Genomic DNA, 16,779 nt, shown 5'->3' with positions numbered 1-16,779 from the left:
AGCCTTGCCAAGACCATCGTCGTTAACCCGCTGAGTCGATCACGTTTCACACTCCTGTGGGTGATGGATGGGGCCGGTGGGGTGGGTGTGACGTGAGTGGCGCCATGTTCGGTGCCGGGGCGTCATGCCGTGAAGCCGGCCACCCGCAGGGCGTGGACGAGGTCCCACCGGCACTCGTCCGAGACGCCCTGGGCGGCTGCCAGCAGCAGCGGTACGAGCGTCTTCGGTTCGGGGGCGGCGCTGCGGGCGGCCTCCTCGGAGGTGCGGACGCGGACGTACGCGTCCAGCAGGGCACGGATCTCACGGTGCCGCCCCGCGCCGGCCAGCCCCACGACGGCCTGCCCGATCTCGTCCGCGGGCCGGCCCACGCCCTGGCGCAGGATCTGCTCCCCGTCGTCGGCACGGCCCGCCGCGGTCAGTGCGTCGGCGGCGGCCACGAGCCGCTCTGCGGGCAGCGAGGCGGCCTCCCACAGCAGGGTCGCCCAGTCGGCTCCGAGCCCGGCGCGCTGCATCTCGGCGGCCAGCAGCGGGATGCGGCGGGCGGGCCAGTACGCGGCCTCGACGAGCAGCGCATGCGCCTCACCACTACGCCCCCCGCCGCGCAGCCGCACCAGTGTCGCCACGACCCCGACGACCTCCCGCAGGTCATCGGTGTCGGTCGGCTCGGCCTGCGACTGCGGGTCCGAGGCCGCGGGCGCTTCGTCGCCGGCACCGGCGAATCGGGCTCCGCGCGGGGTGCGGCGGGTGCTGACGGGCTGCGCGGGAAGGCTGGGCAGGTCGGTCGGCGGTACGGCCACGGGGGCGGCCTCCTCCTCCACGATCCCGGCGAAGCGGGCGCTGCCGCGGCGGCGTTTGCGCGGCGCCGGTCGCTCGTCGGGCCGACCGGTTTCGCGGACGGGGGCGTTCCCCTGCCCCTCGACCGGGCGCGCCGCGTCGGCCACCGGCTCGGCCGCATAGGCCTCACTCGGCTGCGTACGCTCGACGGCAGCGGGCCCTTCGACGTCACCGAAGCCCTCGCTGCCGGTGCCGCCCCCCGCATGGAGGTCGCGTCCAGGCCCGCCTTCCCGGCGGTGGCCCCCGACGCCCTCGTGTCCGAACGGGCCGCTTCCGGGCCCACCCTCGCTGAACCCGCCGCCTCCGGACCGACCCCGCTCCCGGCCGTGGCCCTCGGGTCGGTCGCCTCCGGCCCCGGCGTCCCTGAACGCCTCGTCCCCGAACCGCGCGCGCCCGACGCGGGGGTCACCGAACCCGCCGCCCCTCTCGTCCTCGAACCCGCCGCCCGCGGGCTCCTCGTCCCCGAACCGGCCGCCCCCGGAGCTCTCACCCGCAAACCCGCCGGCCCGGAAGACGCCCTCCTCCCCGGCCCGCTCCCGCCGTATCGCCTGCCCCCGTGCGCCGGCCGCCCGATGATCCAAACCGGCCATCCGTGATCGGAGTTCGGCACATCGGGCGGTGGCACGTTCGTGGTCGTCGCGGGCCCAGGCGAGGTCGAGGCGGATGGTGGCGGCGTCCTGGCGGTCGGTGGCCGAGGCCAGCAACCGGCTCAGTTCCGCCTGCCGTTCGGCGGCGTAGCGCTGTTCGCGGAGCATGACGTCGAGACGGTCCCCGAGGGCGTCACGGCCGCCGGGCCAGGCGTCGTACGTGGCGAGGGCGCCGGCGTGCAGGGCGCGGGCGCGTTCCGTCTCGGGAACGGCGCCGCCGGGGCCGTACTGGCCGGCGAGGTCGTGCAGGAGCGACTCCACGACGTCCCAGGGCGGCACTTCGCGTCCGTCGAGGCAGGCATGCATGCCCTCCGGGTCGCGCTGCCAGAACACCCCGCACCAGCCGCCGCCCTGATCCAGGCGCGCCACAAGGCCGTCCAGGTAGTTCACGAACTCCCGCATCCGAGCCGGGAGTTGATCCACTGACATCGCCCAACTCCCGCCAGACCGGAGTACTCCGGTCCGTTAGGCAACACCAGTGATGTTACGGACGTGCTACGGGGAGTTTTCCGGCTGAACGCAGAGTACGCCGCGGCTGCCGGAGCGTGACGTGCGCACCCTCTCGGGGGCGAGGTCGGCAGCGAGCTCAGGCGGCCGCGTCGGTAACCGGCGCGCAGCGTCCGACCAGGTCGTCCATCGACAGGCCGAGGGCATCCGCCACCGCCGCCACCGTGAAGAAGGCCGGCGTGGGCGCCCGCCCGGTCTCGATCTTGCGGAGCGTCTCCGCGGAGATACCGGCGCTCGCCGCGACATCCGTCATGCTGCGGCCGCCGCGAGCCTCGCGCAGCAGCCGGCCGAGCCGCTCGCCGCGTTCACGCTCTTCGGGGGTGAGAGGGGTGCGCACCATGACACCATTCTAATACCGGTATAGTAATTGGCATGGTGGAGCTGAAGACGAACGAGTCGATCGATGCGATGTACGAGGCGGGGCAGGTCGTGGGCCAGGCCCTCACCGCCGTACGCAAGGCCGCCGACGTGGGGGTTTCCCTGCTGGAGCTGGACGAGGTGGCGCGGGAGGTGCTGCGCGACGCGGGGGCGACGTCACCCTTCCTCGGCTACCGCCCCTCCTTCGCCCCCGTCCCCTTCCCCGCGGTCATCTGCGCCTCGGTGAACGACGCGATCGTGCACGGCATCCCGACCGGCTACCGCCTGCGCGACGGCGACCTGGTCTCCATCGACTGCGGCGCCGAACTGGGCGGCTGGGCGGGCGACTCGGCGATCAGCTTCACGGTCGGCCGGGCGCGCCCGGCCGACGTACGCCTGATCGAGACCGCGGAACGGGCGTTGGCGGCGGGCATCGAAGCGGCCGTCGTCGGCAACCGCATCGGCGACATCGCCCACGCGATCGGCTCGGTGTGCCGGGCGGCCGGATACGGCATCCCGGACGGCTTCGGCGGGCACGGTATCGGCCGCAAGATGCACGAGGACCCTTCGGTACCGAACGAGGGCCGTCCCGGCCGTGGCATGCCGCTGCGGCACGGCCTGGTCCTCGCCATCGAGCCGATGGTCATCGCGGGCGGCACGGACGACTACCACGCGGCCCCGGACGGCTGGACCCTGTCCACGAACGACGGCTCCCGCGCGGCTCACGCGGAGCACACGGTGGCGATCACGGAGACGGGACCACGGATCCTGACGGCACGCTGAGGCGGCGCTCCCGGCGCCCTCGCCGCCGTTTCCCTGAAGGTGCCCGCGGCCACCGTTCGTGCGAAGGTGTTCTACGAACGCGGTCAGGTGTAACCGGCTTGCGCCCGGGTTACCCGACTCCGGCACGTCGATGAGCGAGGGCGACCCTGCCCGCGCAGGGACGCCGGATGGGAACGCCATGACCAGCGGTTTCAATGGTGGTCCGGAAGACTACGACCCCTTCGGCGAATTCCTCGCCCGCTTCTTCGGCGGCCCGCGCCCCGGCCCCCGGCAGATCGACATCGGCCGCCTGCTCAGTCAGCCGGCCCGGGAGCTGGTGCAGGGCGCCGCGCAGTACGCCGCCGAGCACGGCAGCCGCGACCTGGACACCCAGCACCTGCTGCGCGCCGCCCTGTCCGCCGAACCGACCCGGAGCCTGCTCACCCGGGCCGGCGCGGACCCCGACTCGCTGGCGACGGAGATCGACGAGCGGTCGGGACCGGTCCAGCACCCGCCGGGCGAGGTCCCGCCGCCGACGTCGCTGTCCCTCACCCCCGCCGCCAAGCGCGCCCTGCTCGACGCGCACGACCTGGCCCGGGCGCGGGGCACCGGCTACATCGGCCCGGAGCACGTGCTCAGCGCCCTCGCCGCGAACCCCGACTCCGCCGCCGGCCACATCCTGAATGCGGCCCGCTTCGCCCCTTCCGGCCCCGGCATGCCGCCCGAGGGCTCGGACACCTCCCAGTCCCGGCCCCGCGTCGACCACCGGCCGCGCGTCGACTCCGGTACGCCCACCCTCGACAAGTACGGCCGCGACCTCACCGACCTCGCCCGCCGGGGCCGTATCGACCCGGTGATCGGCCGGGACGAGGAGATCGAGCAGACCGTCGAGGTGCTCTCCCGGCGCGGCAAGAACAACCCGGTGCTGATCGGCGACGCGGGCGTCGGCAAGACCGCGATCGTGGAGGGCCTGGCCCAGCGGATCGCGGACGGCGACGTGCCCGACATCCTCGGCGGCCGCCGGGTGGTCGCGCTGGACCTGACGGGCGTGGTCGCCGGCACCCGCTACCGGGGCGACTTCGAGGAGCGGCTCAACAACATCGTGGGCGAGATCCGCTCGCACTCCGACCAACTGATCGTCTTCATCGACGAGTTGCACACCGTCGTGGGCGCCGGAGGCGGCGGCGAGGGCGGCTCCATGGACGCCGGGAACATCCTCAAGCCGGCGCTGGCCCGCGGTGAGTTGCACATCGTGGGCGCGACCACGCTGGAGGAGTACCGCAGGATCGAGAAGGACGCGGCCCTCTCCCGCCGCTTCCAGCCGATCCTCGTCCCCGAGCCGACCACGGCCGACGCTCTCGAGATCCTGCGCGGCCTGCGCGACCGCTACGAGGCCCACCACCAGGTCCGCTACAGCGACGAGGCGCTCGTCGCCGCCGTGGAACTGTCCGACCGCTATCTCACCGACCGCCGCCTGCCGGACAAGGCGATCGACCTGATCGACCAGGCGGGCGCCCGGGTCCGGCTGCGGGCGCGGACCAAGGGCACGGACGTACGGACCATGGAGCGCGAGGTCGAGCAGCTCTACCGGGACAAGGACCAGGCCGTCGCCGACGAACAGTACGAGCAGGCCACCCAACTGCGCGACCGCATCGTCGAGTTGAAGCAGCGCATCGCGGAGGCAGCCGACAACGAGGAGGTCGACGAGGGGCAGCACCTGGAGGTCACCGCCGAGGCCATCGCGGAGGTCGTGTCCCGGCAGACCGGCATCCCGGTGAGCAGCCTCACCGAGGAGGAGAAGGACCGGCTGCTCGGCCTGGAGGACCACCTGCACGAGCGGGTCGTCGGCCAGAACGACGCGGTGCGCGTGGTCTCCGACGCGGTGCTGCGCTCCCGGGCCGGACTCGCCAGCCCCGACCGGCCGATCGGCAGTTTCCTCTTCCTCGGCCCGACCGGCGTCGGCAAGACCGAACTGGCCCGCGCCCTCGCCGAGGCGCTGTTCGGCAGCGAGGAGCGGATGGTCCGCCTGGACATGAGCGAGTACCAGGAACGGCACACCGTCAGCCGTCTGGTCGGCGCCCCGCCCGGATACGTCGGCCACGAGGAGGCCGGCCAGCTCACCGAGGTGGTGCGCCGGCACCCGTACTCGCTGCTCCTGCTCGACGAGGTCGAGAAGGCCCACCCGGACGTCTTCAACATCCTGCTGCAGGTCCTGGACGACGGCCGGCTGACCGACTCCCAGGGCCGCACGGTCGACTTCACCAACACGGTCATCGTGATGACCAGCAACCTGGGTTCGGAGGCGATCGGCCGCGGCGGCACCGGGATCGGGTTCGGCGCGGGTGACGAGGAAGCGGACGAGGAGGCGCGCAGCGAGCGGGTCCTGCGGCCGCTGCGCGAGCATTTCCGGCCCGAGTTCCTCAACCGCATCGACGAGGTCGTCGTCTTCCGCCGTCTGACCCCGGAGCAGTTGGAGCGGATCACCAACCTGCTGCTGGACAAGACCCGTCGCCTGCTGCACGCCCAGGGCGTCTCGGTCGACTTCACCGGCGCGGCCGTCGACTGGCTCTCCGAGCGCGGCTACCAGCCCGAGTACGGCGCCCGCCCGCTGCGCCGCACGATCCAGCGGGAGGTCGACAACCAGCTCTCCCGGCTGCTGCTGGACGGCCGGATCGGCGAGGGCGGCCGGGTGACGGTGGACGTGGCGGACGGACAGCTCGCCTTCCGTGCGGAAGAGCTGCCGCCCGCCCCCGAGTTGTGACGCCCCCGGACGCTACGACGCCGGCCGCACGACCATCGCCGAGCCGCCGCCCCGCCGTACCGTCTCGGCGGCGGCCAGCCACTTCCCGTTCGGCAGCCGCTGCACACCGGTGGTGGCGCCGATCTCGGGGTTGGGCCTGAAGGAGTGCCCGATGGCCTCCAGCCGGGCCTTCGTCTCGCTGTCGAGCCCGGGTTCCAGCTCGGTCTGGGCCGCGTTGCGCTGGCTGGCGCGGGGTGCGGCGATCGCGTCGACCAGCGGCAGTCCGCGGTCGACGAAGCCGGTCAGGGTCTGCAGCACGGTCGTGATGATGGTCGCACCACCGGGCGAACCGAGCGCCACGACGGGCTTGTCGTGCCGGTCGAGGACGATGGTCGGGGACATCGAGGAGCGCGGACGCTTGCCCGGGCCCGGCAGGTTCGGGTCGTGCACGGCCGGGTTGGCGGGGGTGAAGGAGAAGTCCGTCAGCTCGTTGTTGAGGATGAAGCCACGGCCCGGGACCGTGATGCCGCTGCCGCCGGTCTGCTCGATGGTGAGCGTGTAGGAGACGACGTTGCCCCACTTGTCGGCCACCGTGAGGTGGGTGGTGCTGTCGCCCTCGTACGTGGTCGGGGCCGCCGTGCCACCGGCCTCGCAGGCCGCCGGGTTGCGCGGGTCGCCCGGCGCGACCGGGCTGGTCAGCACCGCGTCGTCCTTGATCAGGCACTCCCGCGAGTCGGCGTACCGCTGCGACAGCAGGTCCTTCGTCGGTACGTCCTCGAAGGCCGGGTCACCGACCCAGCGCCCGCGATCTGCGAAGGCGATCCGGCTGGCCTCGATGTAGCGGTGCAGGTACTGGACCTCGCTCGCCTTCGACAGGTCCGTGTTCTCCAGGATGTTCAGCGCCTCGCCGACCGTCGTGCCGCCGGAGGAGGAGGGCGCCATGGAGTAGACGCCGAGTCCGCGGTACGAGGTCCTGGTGGGCGCCTGCGACTTGGTGCGGTAGCCGGCCAGGTCCTTGGCGGTGAGGTCGCCGGGGCGGGCCCTCCAGCCGGAGCCCGGGTCCACGGGCGGGTGGTTGACCGTGTCGACGATGTCCTCGGCGATGCCGCCCCGGTAGAGCGCGCCGACGCCCTTCTTCGCCAACTCCGCGTAGGTACGCGCGAGATCGGGGTTCTTGAAGGTGGAGCCGACGACCGGGAGGGCGCCGTTCGGCAGGAACAGCTCGGCGGTGTCCGGGAAGTATCGGAACCGGGTCTCGTTCGCGGCGGTCTGCGAGCGGAAGGTGTCGTCGACGGTGAAGCCGTCCCGGGCCAGCCGCTCGGCGGGCTTCAGCACGGTGCCGAGCCGTTTGCTCCCCCACTTGTCGAGCGCCTGCTGCCAGGTGGCGGGCGTGCCCGGGGTGCCGACGCTCAAGCCGCTGCTGACGGCCTCGGCGAAGGGGACGGCCTTGCCGTTCTCCACGAACAGCTCGGAGTCCGCGCTCAGCGGCGCGGTCTCGCGGCCGTCGATGGTCCGCACCGTACGGGACTCGGCGTCGTAGTAGACGAAGTAGCCGCCCCCGCCGACGCCGGCGGAGTAGGGCTCGGTGACGCCGAGCGCGGCGGCCGTGGCCACGGCGGCGTCGACGGCGTTGCCGCCCTTGCGCAGGACCTCGATGCCGGCCGCGGAGGCGTCCGGGTCGACGCTCGACACGGCGCCGCCGTAGCCGACCGCCACGGGGACCTTCTCGGGGCTGCTCTGCGCGGCGGGGGGCGCCGCGGCTCCCACCGACACCATGGCGGCCGAGACCGCCAGGACCGACAGTTTCCGCGCGACAGGGCGACGCATCCGCACCTCCAGGCAGGGGCTGTTGGCGCAGCCTAATCGATCGCCATGCCCCCGTCAGGAGCGCGTGACCCCGTGTGTCGAACAACGGTTTGCGTTGGCCCGCTACCATGCGCGCCCATGAATGACGACGTGCGCAACATCGTTCTGGGCGTGGTCGCGGCGGCCATCAGTGCCGCCCTCGGCTGGCTTGCCCGTACGTACCTGTGGAAGCGGAAGCTGCGCCGCAAGCAGGCGTTTTTCGGGCTGCCCGACAATGCCGAGTCCCTGCTGGTGGTGAACCGCGGGGCCGGCGGACCCGAGCTCACGGTGATGCGTTACGACGTGTTCGCACTGCTCGAACTCGCGGCGCTGATCAAGGACTGCAGCGCCCACGCCCAGATCATCCCGCACGACGCGGCACGCCAGGGCTTCGGGGAGCGCACCGAGTTCTGCGTCGGCGGCCCGGCGTCGAACCGTCGCATGACGGCGCACCTGGCCTCCCTGCTGCCCGGGGTGCGGGTGAACGTCGACGCCGAGCCCGGCCCGGACCGGGGCGCCCTGCAGATCGGCTCCGAGCGCTACCGGGTGGAGGTCGGCAAGGAGGAGTACGCGCTCCTCGCCCGGCTGACCGTCGGCGAGAGCCAGGGCCCCCGTCCCGTGTTCCTCTTCTGCGGGCAGACCGCGATCACCAACCAGGCCGCCACCCGCTACCTCGCCCGCAACCATGAGCGGTTGACCCGCAAGCACGGCACCGGCTCCTTCGTGCTGCTGCTGAAGGTGGTCAACTCGCAGGCGTACGGCCCGGATGTCGTGGAGCTGGTCGCGGACGTCACACGGGCGGCGCAGGCGCCGTTGCCGACACCCGCGCCCGCGCGGAATACCCATCGGTCCTCCTGAGGTCCAACACATTCCGGTAATCGTTACTGGCACGTAACTTACCGACGGGTTACTTGCGGTAAGGAGCCACGGTTACCGTCGGGTCACTTTGCACTGACACGAGTGAGGAGTGACCCGTGGGACACCATCGCAAGGCCCTGCGCACGACCGCCGTGGGCGCCGTCTCCGCGACTCTGATCGCCGGTAGCGCCCTCGGGCTCGCCCCAGCCGCCCAAGCCGCCCCGAACAGCGTCCGCTTCGTCGACATCACCGGCGACGGCGGCACCACCCTCAAGGCGAACGTCGTCACGCCGGCCGGCGCCGACGGCACGCGCCGCTACCCGCTGCTCGTCATGCCCACGAGCTGGGGCCTGCCCCAGGTCGAGTACTTCGCACAGGCCCAGAAGCTCGCGAACTCGGGCTACATCGTGGTCAGTTACAACGTGCGCGGCTTCTGGCAGTCGGGCGGCGAGATAGAAGTGGCGGGCCCGCCCGACATAGCCGACGCGTCCAAGGTGATCGACTGGGCGCTCGCCAACACCCCGTCCGACGCACAGCACATCGGCATGGCGGGCGTCTCGTACGGCGCCGGCATCAGCCTCCTGGCCGCCGCGCACGACAAGCGGGTAAGGGCCGTCGCCGCCCTCAGCGGCTGGGCCGACCTCATCGGCTCGATCTACGGCGGCCGCACCCAGCACGTCCAGGCCGCCGCACTGCTGGACGGCGCGGGCCTGGTCACCGGCCGCCAGAGCGCCGAACTCCGCCAGATCTTCGACGACTTCTACGCCTCCGACCTGTCCAGGGAACAGGACATCATCAACTGGGGGAAGAAACGTTCGGCCGCAACATACGTGGATCAACTCAACAAGAGCGGCGCCGCGGTCATGATGGCCAACGCCTGGGGCGACACCATCTTCCCGCCCAACCAGTACGCGGACTTCTACGAGAAGCTGACCGGCCCCAAGCGCCTGGCGTTCCGTCCGGGCGACCACGCGACCGCGGAGCTGACGGGCCTGTTCGGCCTGCCCAACGACGTGTGGACGGACACCGAGCGCTGGTTCGACCACTACCTCAAGGGCGAGGACAACGGCATCAATCGCGAGCTGCCGGTCCAGCTCAAGTCCCGTTCCGCAGGGGGCTACGAGGGCTACCCGGACTGGAAGTCGGTCGGCGCGACGAACAAGAAGATCGCCCTCGGCGGCAGCACCACCATCCGCACGAACGTCAACTCGGGCGCGGACGGCGGAGTCGTCTTCCTGTCCAGCATCCTCGACCAGGTGGCCCAGCTGCCCCCGATGGCCTCGATCCCGCTGCTCCCCCGGCTCTGGGCGGGTGTGTGGCAGTCCGAGAAGTACGCCACGACCCAACGCGTGCGCGGCACGGCGAAGTTGCACACCACCGTCACACCGACCAAGGAGAGCGGCACCCTCGTCGCCTATCTGTACGACGTGGGCCCGCTCGGCCTCGGCAAGCTGGTCAGCAACGCGCCGTACACCTTCCACGGACGTACGCCCGGAAAGCCGTTCGGCGTGGACCTGGAGCTGTACTCCACGGCCTACGACGTCCCGGCAGGGCACCGGCTGGCCCTGGTCGTCGACACGGTCGACCCGCTCTACATCGAGCACAACCCGTCCGGCGCACGGCTGACCTTCTCCTCACCGGCGAACGACCCGTCGTACGTGTCGATTCCACTGCGCGAACAGTGATCTCCGGCCGGCGCCGGGCGGGTATGGCTCTGTAACTGCTGCCCCCTGCTGCCCCTGTTGCTAGGGGCCGTGGGGGGAACCCCACCCGGCAGCAGCGTCCCTGGTCGCGGCCGTGGTCACCACCACGACTTCGGGGACGGACGGAACATCGTAGTCGAGGTCGGACGCGGAGGGGATTGCGGTGTCCACAAACGCCGTTCGTCTCGGCATGGGTCGTACGTACTCCCCGCTCAGTGATGGAGGATCTTCGACAGGAAGTCCCGGGCGCGCTCGCTGCTGGGGTTGGTGAAGAACTCCTCGGGGCTGCGGTCCTCGACGATGCGCCCGTCGGCCATGAACACGACGCGGTTGGCGGCCGAGCGGGCGAAGCCCATCTCATGGGTGACGACGATCATCGTCATGCCGTCCTCGGCGAGTTGGCGCATGACCTCGAGGACCTCGTTGATCATCTCGGGGTCGAGCGCGGACGTCGGCTCGTCGAACAGCATCACCTTGGGCCCCATCGCGAGGGCCCGGGCGATGGCCACGCGCTGCTGCTGGCCGCCGGAGAGCTGCGCGGGGTACTTGTCCGCCTGGTCGGCCACGCCGACGCGCTCCAGGAGCTCACGGGAGCGTTTGTCGGCCTCGCCCTTCTTGCGCCCGCGGACCCTGACCTGGCCCAGCGAGACGTTCTGCAGGACCGTCTTGTGGGCGAAGAGGTTGAAGGACTGGAAGACCATGCCGACTTCGGCGCGCAGCCGGGCGAGCGCCTTTCCCTCGGCGGGCAGCGGCTGCCCGTCGAGCTTGATCGTGCCTGATTGAACGGTCTCCAGTCGGTTGATGGCCCGGCACAGCGTCGACTTCCCCGATCCCGAGGGGCCGATGACCACGACCACCTCCCCCTTGCCGACGGTGAGGCTGATGTCCTGCAGGACATGCAGGTCCCCGAAGTACTTGTTGACGTCACGCAGCTCGATCAGTGGATCGCCAGCCATGCCCAGCCCCAGTCACTCTCAGCTGTGTAGCGGTTTCCGCAAACTATCCGGGCAAGAGTGGACTTAATGCACGACACGCACTTTTCGGGCATAAGCCGTATTTACGTCGAATTTATGTCGAACTGCAGGCCAGAGCCTTACGCTTCCGCGACTTCCGCGTACAGCTGCGACAGCTCGGGCACACCGCTCGCGGCCCACTCCTGCCCCGAGGCTACGACATCGAACTCACGGCCGGACGCGAGTCTTACGACCGGCTGACCGTCCGGCCGGATCTTCCAGGCGGCTCCGGGCACGGTGCGCACGATGACGGTGCCGAGATACAGACCGGCGTCGTTGCCCAGCCAGGGCAGGATCTCCTCGTCCTCCCGCCAGCGTGGCACCAACTGGTCGACCGCCTCCAACGAGGCTGTGGTGTCGTCGAGTTCGACCCCGGCCCGGGACGCGTGGGAGCGCAGGAGTTCACATTCGGCAAGGAGTTCGGCGATGCCCTCGGGGTCGGGGGCGCCGCGCTTCTCGCGCCGGCTGCCCAGAAAAGGGATCTTCATACGCCCAGCGTGTCATTCGTCCTGCCGAACGCACCACAGGCGCGCTGGCCGCCGATTCCGGTCGAGTTCACGCCGAGTTCGGGCATGGCGCGTTGACGGGTCACGTGCGCCTCTCTAACTTCTCGGTGCGTCTTGCGTCTCGTCCGAACATCTCAACCGAGCCTGTCGTCCGAGTGTCGCGCCTGAACGTCTCGCTTGAACTTGTCATGCGCAGTCATACGCAGTCCTGAGCGGTCGTGAACGGGAGGAGTCGGAGTTGCGCCGACGTGTGTGGAGTTCCGCGGTCGTCCTCGCTGTCTTCGCGGTCCTGGTGCCGGGGGTCTCCGCACAGGCCGCCCCCGAGCGCAGAGCCGGGCCGCTCCCGCTGGAACGGCTCTTCGACAACACGGCCGTCAGCAACGACGCCCGGCCCGCGGAGGCGGACTTCGACGGGTGGGGCGGCTCGCTGTCCGCACAGGCCCTTGCAGCCGCCGGCTGGACACCCGGCCGGGCGCTGACCGTGCAGGGAGCCCGGCTGACCTGGCCGAAGCGGAAGCCGGGCGAGGCCGACAACGTCCTGGCGGCCGGCCAGGACGTGAAGGTGCAGGGGCGGGGCGACGCCCTCGCGTTCCTCGTGGCGGGCACGGACGGCTCTGCCGTCGGCGGCGCGGGGACGGTGTCGTACGCCGGCGGCGCCCGGTCGACCTACCACCTGACCGCCCCGGACTGGCGCACCGGCCCGCTCGCCACCAAGGCGGTGGCCCTGTCCCACATCAACACGCCGAACGGCCAACTCGCCGAGCGGGCGCGGCTGTACGTGATCACCGTGCCGATCCTCGCGGGGCGCGAGGTCGCGTCCGTACGGCTGCCTCGGGCGACCGGACTGCATGTGTTCGCGCTGGCGGTACGGGCCCCGGCCACCGGCTGGACGGGGAGTTGGGCGGCCGCGACGGGCGGCTATCCGACCGTGGGGCCGTGGACCGACCGGACGCTGCGCCTGGTGGTGCACACCTCGGCGGGCGGGCCGCGGGTGCGGCTGCGGTTCGACAACACCTTCGCGGCGGCGCCGGTGCGGATCGGCAGGGCCACGGTGGCGGTGCAGGCGTCCGGCGCGGCGGCGAAGGGCACACCTGTCCGGGTGCTCTTCCGGGGTGCGGCGGGCGTCGAGATCCCGGCCGGGGCCCAGGCGTACAGCGACCCGCTCGGGTTCCAGGTGCCCGCGGACAGCAATCTGCTGGTGAGCTTCCATCTGCCCGGGACCGTGCCCGCCGCACCGGTGCACCGGCTGGCGCAGCAGCGGTCGTACGTGAGCGCACCGGGCGACCACACGGCGGACGTCGCCGCATCGGCCTACCCCACCGTCCTGACCAGTTGGCCGCTGCTCACCGGTGTCGACGTGAGCGGCGGGCCGGGGTCCGTGGTGCTGCTCGGAGACTCGATCACCGACGGCGAGAAGTCCACGACGGACGCCAACCGGCGGTGGCCCAATGTGCTGGCCACACGGCTGCTGAACCAGAACGTGGTCCCGCGCTACGGGGTGCTCAACCAGGGAATCTCCGGCAACCGTGTGGTCTCCGACCGGTATCCCGGTGACGGGGTCTCCACGGACACCGCCGGAGTCAGCGCCTTGTACCGGTTCGACAGGGATGTCCTGGCCCAGACGTCGGCGCGTACGGCCGTGGTGTTCGAAGGCATCAACGACGTGCGCTGGGGCACGACCGCGGAGCAGGTCATCGCCGGGCTGCGCGCGATCGCGGACCGGGGGCATGCGCGCGGGCTGCGGATGCTGGCGGCGACGATCCTGCCGTGCGAGGGAGAGGTGCGGTGCACGGCCGCCGTCGACGCCGAACGGGTCGAGGTGAACCAGTGGATCCGCTCCGGCGCCGTGTTCGACGGTGTGCTCGACTTCGACGCGGTGGCACGGGACCCTGCGCGGCCGTCCCGGCTGCTGCCCGCGTACGACAGCGGGGACTATCTGCATCCCGGGGACGCGGGGCTCGCTGCGCTGGCCCGGTCGGTGGATCTGCGGGCGCTGGTGCGGTGAGGCGGTGCGGCGTCACGGTGGCCGTTCGGGGGCTCTGCCCCCGAACGGCCGTATCGGCCTGAACGGCTTCGTCCTCGCACGCCGGACCGGCTGAAGGGTGTCGCCCTACACGTCGAGATCCACCACAACCGGCGCGTGGTCCGAGGCGCCCTTGCCCTTGCGCTCCTCGCGGTCCACGTACGAGTCGGTGACCGCCTTGGCGAACGGCTCGTTGCCGTACACCAGGTCGATGCGCATGCCCCGGTTCTTGGGGAAGCAGAGCTGGCGGTAGTCCCAGTACGTGTACGGGTGGTCGTACTTGAGGGGGCGCGGGACCACGTCGGACAGGCCGGACTCGCGCAGGGAGGCGAGGGCCGCGCGCTCGGCGGGGGTGACGTGGGTGAGGCCCTCGAAGGCGGCCACGTCGTAGACGTCGTCGTCCGTCGGCGCCACGTTGTAGTCGCCCATCACCGCGAACGGGCGGCTGCCGCCCGCGTCGCCTGCGACGGCCGCCTTGAGGGCCTCGAACCACTGGAGCTTGTAGGCGTAGTGAGGGTGGTCCACCTCACGGCCGTTCGGCACGTACACCGACCAGACGCGGATCGGGCCGCAGGTCGCGGAGATGGCGCGGGGCTCGACGACGTCGTCGAAGCCGGGGTCGCCGGGAAGGCCCTTGACGACGTCCTTGAGGCCGACGCGGGAGAGCACCGCCACGCCGTTCCACCGGCCGGTCGCGTTGACCGCCGCCTCGTAGCCGAGGTCGCGCAGCGGGTCGAACGGGAACTGGTCCTCGGCGACCTTGGCCTCCTGGAGGCACAGCACATCGGTGCCGCTGCTCTCCAGCCAGGCCAGGAGCCTCGGCAGGCGGGCGGTGATCGAGTTCACGTTCCAGGTCGCGATGCGCATGCCTGACAACCTACCGGGCGGGACTGACAACCCGGTCCCGCCCGGGGTGGCCCCGCTCACACCTCCGCCGAGTCCCCCGGCGTCAGACGCAGGTGCTCCGCGCCGCCGAGGCCGCCGATCTGGCGGTCGTAGATCGGCCGGGCCAGGTCGGTGAGCAGGGCGTCGTGGATGTCGTAGGCGCGCTGCGGCTTGACCTCGCGGACGTAGTCGATGACCTCCGCGATCTTGTTCCAGGGGGCCATGACCGGCAGCATCAGCGTCTCCACCGGGCGGTCGGGAACGGTGAGGGCGTCGCCGGGGTGGAAGACCTTGCCGCCGTCGACGAGGTAGCCGACATTGGTGATGCGCGGGATGTCAGGGTGGATGACGGCGTGCAGTTCGCCGTGGACCTGGACGTCGAAGCCGGCGGCGGTGAAGGTGTCGCCGTGGCCGACGGTGTGCACACGGCCCGGGAACGCCGCCGCGATCTGCTCCGCGACGGAGCCGAGGGTCCAGATCCGGGCGGCCGGGTTGGCCTCCATGGCCGCCCGCAGCCGCCCCTCGTCGAAGTGATCGGGGTGCTCGTGCGTGACGAGGATCGCATCCGCGCCGAGCGCGGCGTCCTCCTCGCTGAATCCGCCGGGATCGAGAACCAGCGTCTGCCCGTTCTTCTCGAGCCGGACGCAGGCGTGCGACATCTTCGTGAGCTTCATGGCTCCATCCTGACGCGCGCCTGTTGCGGATGCCCGCACCTGCGAAGGCCGACCGCTGCGGGTTCTCACTCCTGCGGAGTGGTCTCTTCCCTTATGACCTGCTGGGCGACCTTGAAGGCGGTGTTCGCCGCCGGCACACCGCAGTAGACGGCCGCCTGCAGCAGCACTTCCTTGATCTCGTCCGGCGTGAGGCCGTTGCGCAGGGCGGCGCGGGTGTGGAAGGCGAGTTCGTCCATGTGACCGCCCGCGACCAGGGCGGTGAGGGTGACACAGCTGCGGGAGCGCCGGTCGAGCCCGGGTCTGTCCCAGATCTCACCCCAGGCGTACCGCGTGACGAACTCCTGGAAGTCCCCCGAGAACTCGTCCGCCTGCGCCAGCGCCCGGTCGACATGCGCGTCACCGAGCACCTCACGACGGACCTTGATCCCCGCGTCGTACGGGTCCGGCCGTCCCGTCGTCTGCGGTACCACGACGGCCGGGGCTATCTCGGCGACGGGCGCGGGCTGCGCGGGCGCGGCGGCCAGGACCGGCTTGACGGGGGCGGCGACGATGGCCATCTGGCCGGTCGTGGAGTCGTAGGCGGGCTGCCAGGCGGTGGAGAAGTGCCGGACCAGCAGGTCGGTCACGGCGGCGGGCTGCTCGACCGGCACGAGGTGGGAGGCGCCGGGCACGACGGCGAGGCGGGCGTCCGGTATGCCGGCGACCAGAGTGCGGGCTTCGGCAGGGCCGGTGACCTGGTCGTCCGAGCCGACGAGGACGAGCGTGGGCACCGCGACGCCGCCGAGCTGCGACCGTACGTCGAACGAGGCGAGCGCCTCGCAGGCGGCGATGTAGCAGCCGGGGTCGGTGGTGCGCACCATCTGCACGGCCCACTCGGTGATGGCGGGCTGCGCGGCGGCGAAACCGGAGGTGAACCAGCGGTCGGGCGAGGTGCGGGCGATGGGGTCGAGGCCGTTCGTGCGCACGATCACGCCCCGCTGGCGGAACTCGTCCGCCGTGCCGAACCGGGGAGAGGCGGCGATCAGCGCGAGCGAGGCGATGCGCTCCGGGTGGCGCAGGGCGAGTTCGATGCCGAGTGCGCCGCCGAGCGCACAGCCCGCGTAACCGAAACGCTGCACGCCGAGGCCGTCGAGGGTGGCGAGCAGCCGGTCGGCGAGCTCGGCCACGGAGCCCGCCGGGTACGCGGGCGCGCCACCGTGTCCCGGCAGGTCGAACCGGAACACCCGCCATTGCTGGGTCAGCTCGGGGACCTGCCGGTCCCACATGTGCCAGGTGGTGCCGAGCGAGGGGCCGAGGATGAGGACCGGGGCGTCTTCCGGGCCGTCGAAGCGGTACTGGAGGGCTGGGGTCTTCGTCTCACTCACTGCTCCACGCTAACCGCCCTTTCCGAGCGCCGGACCCCTGGGCCCCAGGTCCTCACACCTG

The 16,779-nt window shown here is 71.6% G+C and carries 13 protein-coding genes; 5 read left to right on the top strand and 8 right to left on the bottom strand.

Annotated elements, in window-relative coordinates; all coding sequences use genetic code 11:
* Positions 1 to 122: 122 nt before the first annotated feature.
* Positions 123 to 1,910 (bottom strand): hypothetical protein, encoded by a 1,788-nt coding sequence (locus tag ACZ7M7_RS11920; protein WP_472115290.1) that lies wholly within the window; start codon positions 1,908 to 1,910, stop codon positions 123 to 125.
* Positions 1,911 to 2,067: 157 nt separating this feature from the next.
* Entirely contained in the window at positions 2,068 to 2,328 is a 261-nt protein-coding gene (locus ACZ7M7_RS11915; RefSeq protein ID WP_472115287.1) for a helix-turn-helix domain-containing protein, read from the bottom strand.
* A gap of 32 nt (positions 2,329 to 2,360) precedes the next feature.
* Between ACZ7M7_RS11915 and map the strand changes: the two genes are divergently transcribed.
* Together map and ACZ7M7_RS11905 are read left to right on the top strand one after the other, a co-directional pair.
* The gene (map, locus tag ACZ7M7_RS11910; protein WP_383609650.1) at positions 2,361 to 3,128 is read left to right on the top strand and encodes a type I methionyl aminopeptidase; all 768 of its coding nucleotides are present in this window, start codon (positions 2,361 to 2,363) and stop codon (positions 3,126 to 3,128) included.
* 178 nt (positions 3,129 to 3,306) lie between these two features.
* Positions 3,307 to 5,868 carry an ATP-dependent Clp protease ATP-binding subunit gene (locus ACZ7M7_RS11905; RefSeq protein WP_472115284.1) on the top strand — a complete coding sequence of 854 codons (2,562 nt, stop codon included), beginning with the start codon at positions 3,307 to 3,309 and terminating at the stop codon, positions 5,866 to 5,868.
* Between the two features lie 12 nt (positions 5,869 to 5,880).
* Here ACZ7M7_RS11905 and ggt read toward each other — a convergent pair whose 3' ends face one another.
* Positions 5,881 to 7,674, bottom strand: coding sequence for a gamma-glutamyltransferase (ggt, locus tag ACZ7M7_RS11900; protein ID WP_472115280.1), 1,794 nt, complete (start codon positions 7,672 to 7,674; stop codon positions 5,881 to 5,883).
* 117 nt (positions 7,675 to 7,791) lie between these two features.
* Here ggt and ACZ7M7_RS11895 point away from each other — a divergent pair, with 117 nt between their 5' ends.
* The gene (locus tag ACZ7M7_RS11895) at positions 7,792 to 8,550 is read left to right on the top strand and encodes a hypothetical protein (RefSeq protein WP_383609642.1); all 759 of its coding nucleotides are present in this window, start codon (positions 7,792 to 7,794) and stop codon (positions 8,548 to 8,550) included.
* A gap of 116 nt (positions 8,551 to 8,666) precedes the next feature.
* Positions 8,667 to 10,235, top strand: coding sequence for a CocE/NonD family hydrolase (locus ACZ7M7_RS11890; protein ID WP_383609639.1), 1,569 nt, complete (start codon positions 8,667 to 8,669; stop codon positions 10,233 to 10,235).
* A 230-nt stretch (positions 10,236 to 10,465) separates the two neighbouring features.
* On the opposite strand, the gene ACZ7M7_RS11885 is transcribed toward ACZ7M7_RS11890, so the two are convergent.
* On the bottom strand, positions 10,466 to 11,209 hold the full coding sequence (locus ACZ7M7_RS11885; RefSeq protein WP_472115276.1) for an amino acid ABC transporter ATP-binding protein: 744 nt from the start codon (positions 11,207 to 11,209) through the stop codon (positions 10,466 to 10,468).
* Positions 11,210 to 11,346: 137 nt separating this feature from the next.
* Entirely contained in the window at positions 11,347 to 11,754 is a 408-nt protein-coding gene (locus tag ACZ7M7_RS11880; protein ID WP_383609633.1) for a DUF6278 family protein, read from the bottom strand.
* Between the two features lie 256 nt (positions 11,755 to 12,010).
* Here ACZ7M7_RS11880 and ACZ7M7_RS11875 point away from each other — a divergent pair, with 256 nt between their 5' ends.
* Positions 12,011 to 13,777, top strand: a complete 1,767-nt coding sequence (locus tag ACZ7M7_RS11875; RefSeq protein ID WP_472115273.1) for an SGNH/GDSL hydrolase family protein — start codon at positions 12,011 to 12,013, stop codon at positions 13,775 to 13,777.
* A 105-nt stretch (positions 13,778 to 13,882) separates the two neighbouring features.
* Here the strand turns inward: ACZ7M7_RS11875 and ACZ7M7_RS11870 are convergent, their stop codons facing one another.
* The 3 genes from ACZ7M7_RS11870 to pcaDC all read right to left on the bottom strand — a co-directional run bounded on the left by ACZ7M7_RS11870 (position 13,883) and on the right by pcaDC (position 16,718).
* Entirely contained in the window at positions 13,883 to 14,662 is a 780-nt protein-coding gene (locus ACZ7M7_RS11870; protein WP_328421546.1) for an exodeoxyribonuclease III, read from the bottom strand.
* 56 nt (positions 14,663 to 14,718) lie between these two features.
* A complete protein-coding gene (locus ACZ7M7_RS11865) occupies positions 14,719 to 15,354 on the bottom strand; it encodes an MBL fold metallo-hydrolase (RefSeq protein WP_383609628.1) in 636 nt (211 codons plus the stop codon).
* Between the two features lie 65 nt (positions 15,355 to 15,419).
* Positions 15,420 to 16,718 (bottom strand): bifunctional 3-oxoadipate enol-lactonase/4-carboxymuconolactone decarboxylase PcaDC, encoded by a 1,299-nt coding sequence (gene pcaDC, locus ACZ7M7_RS11860; protein WP_472115270.1) that lies wholly within the window; start codon positions 16,716 to 16,718, stop codon positions 15,420 to 15,422.
* Between the last annotated feature and the right edge of the window lie 61 nt (positions 16,719 to 16,779).

This window comes from Streptomyces sp. NPDC111606 (assembly GCF_055656945.1).
This window is presented reverse-complemented; position numbering and strand designations above follow the sequence as displayed.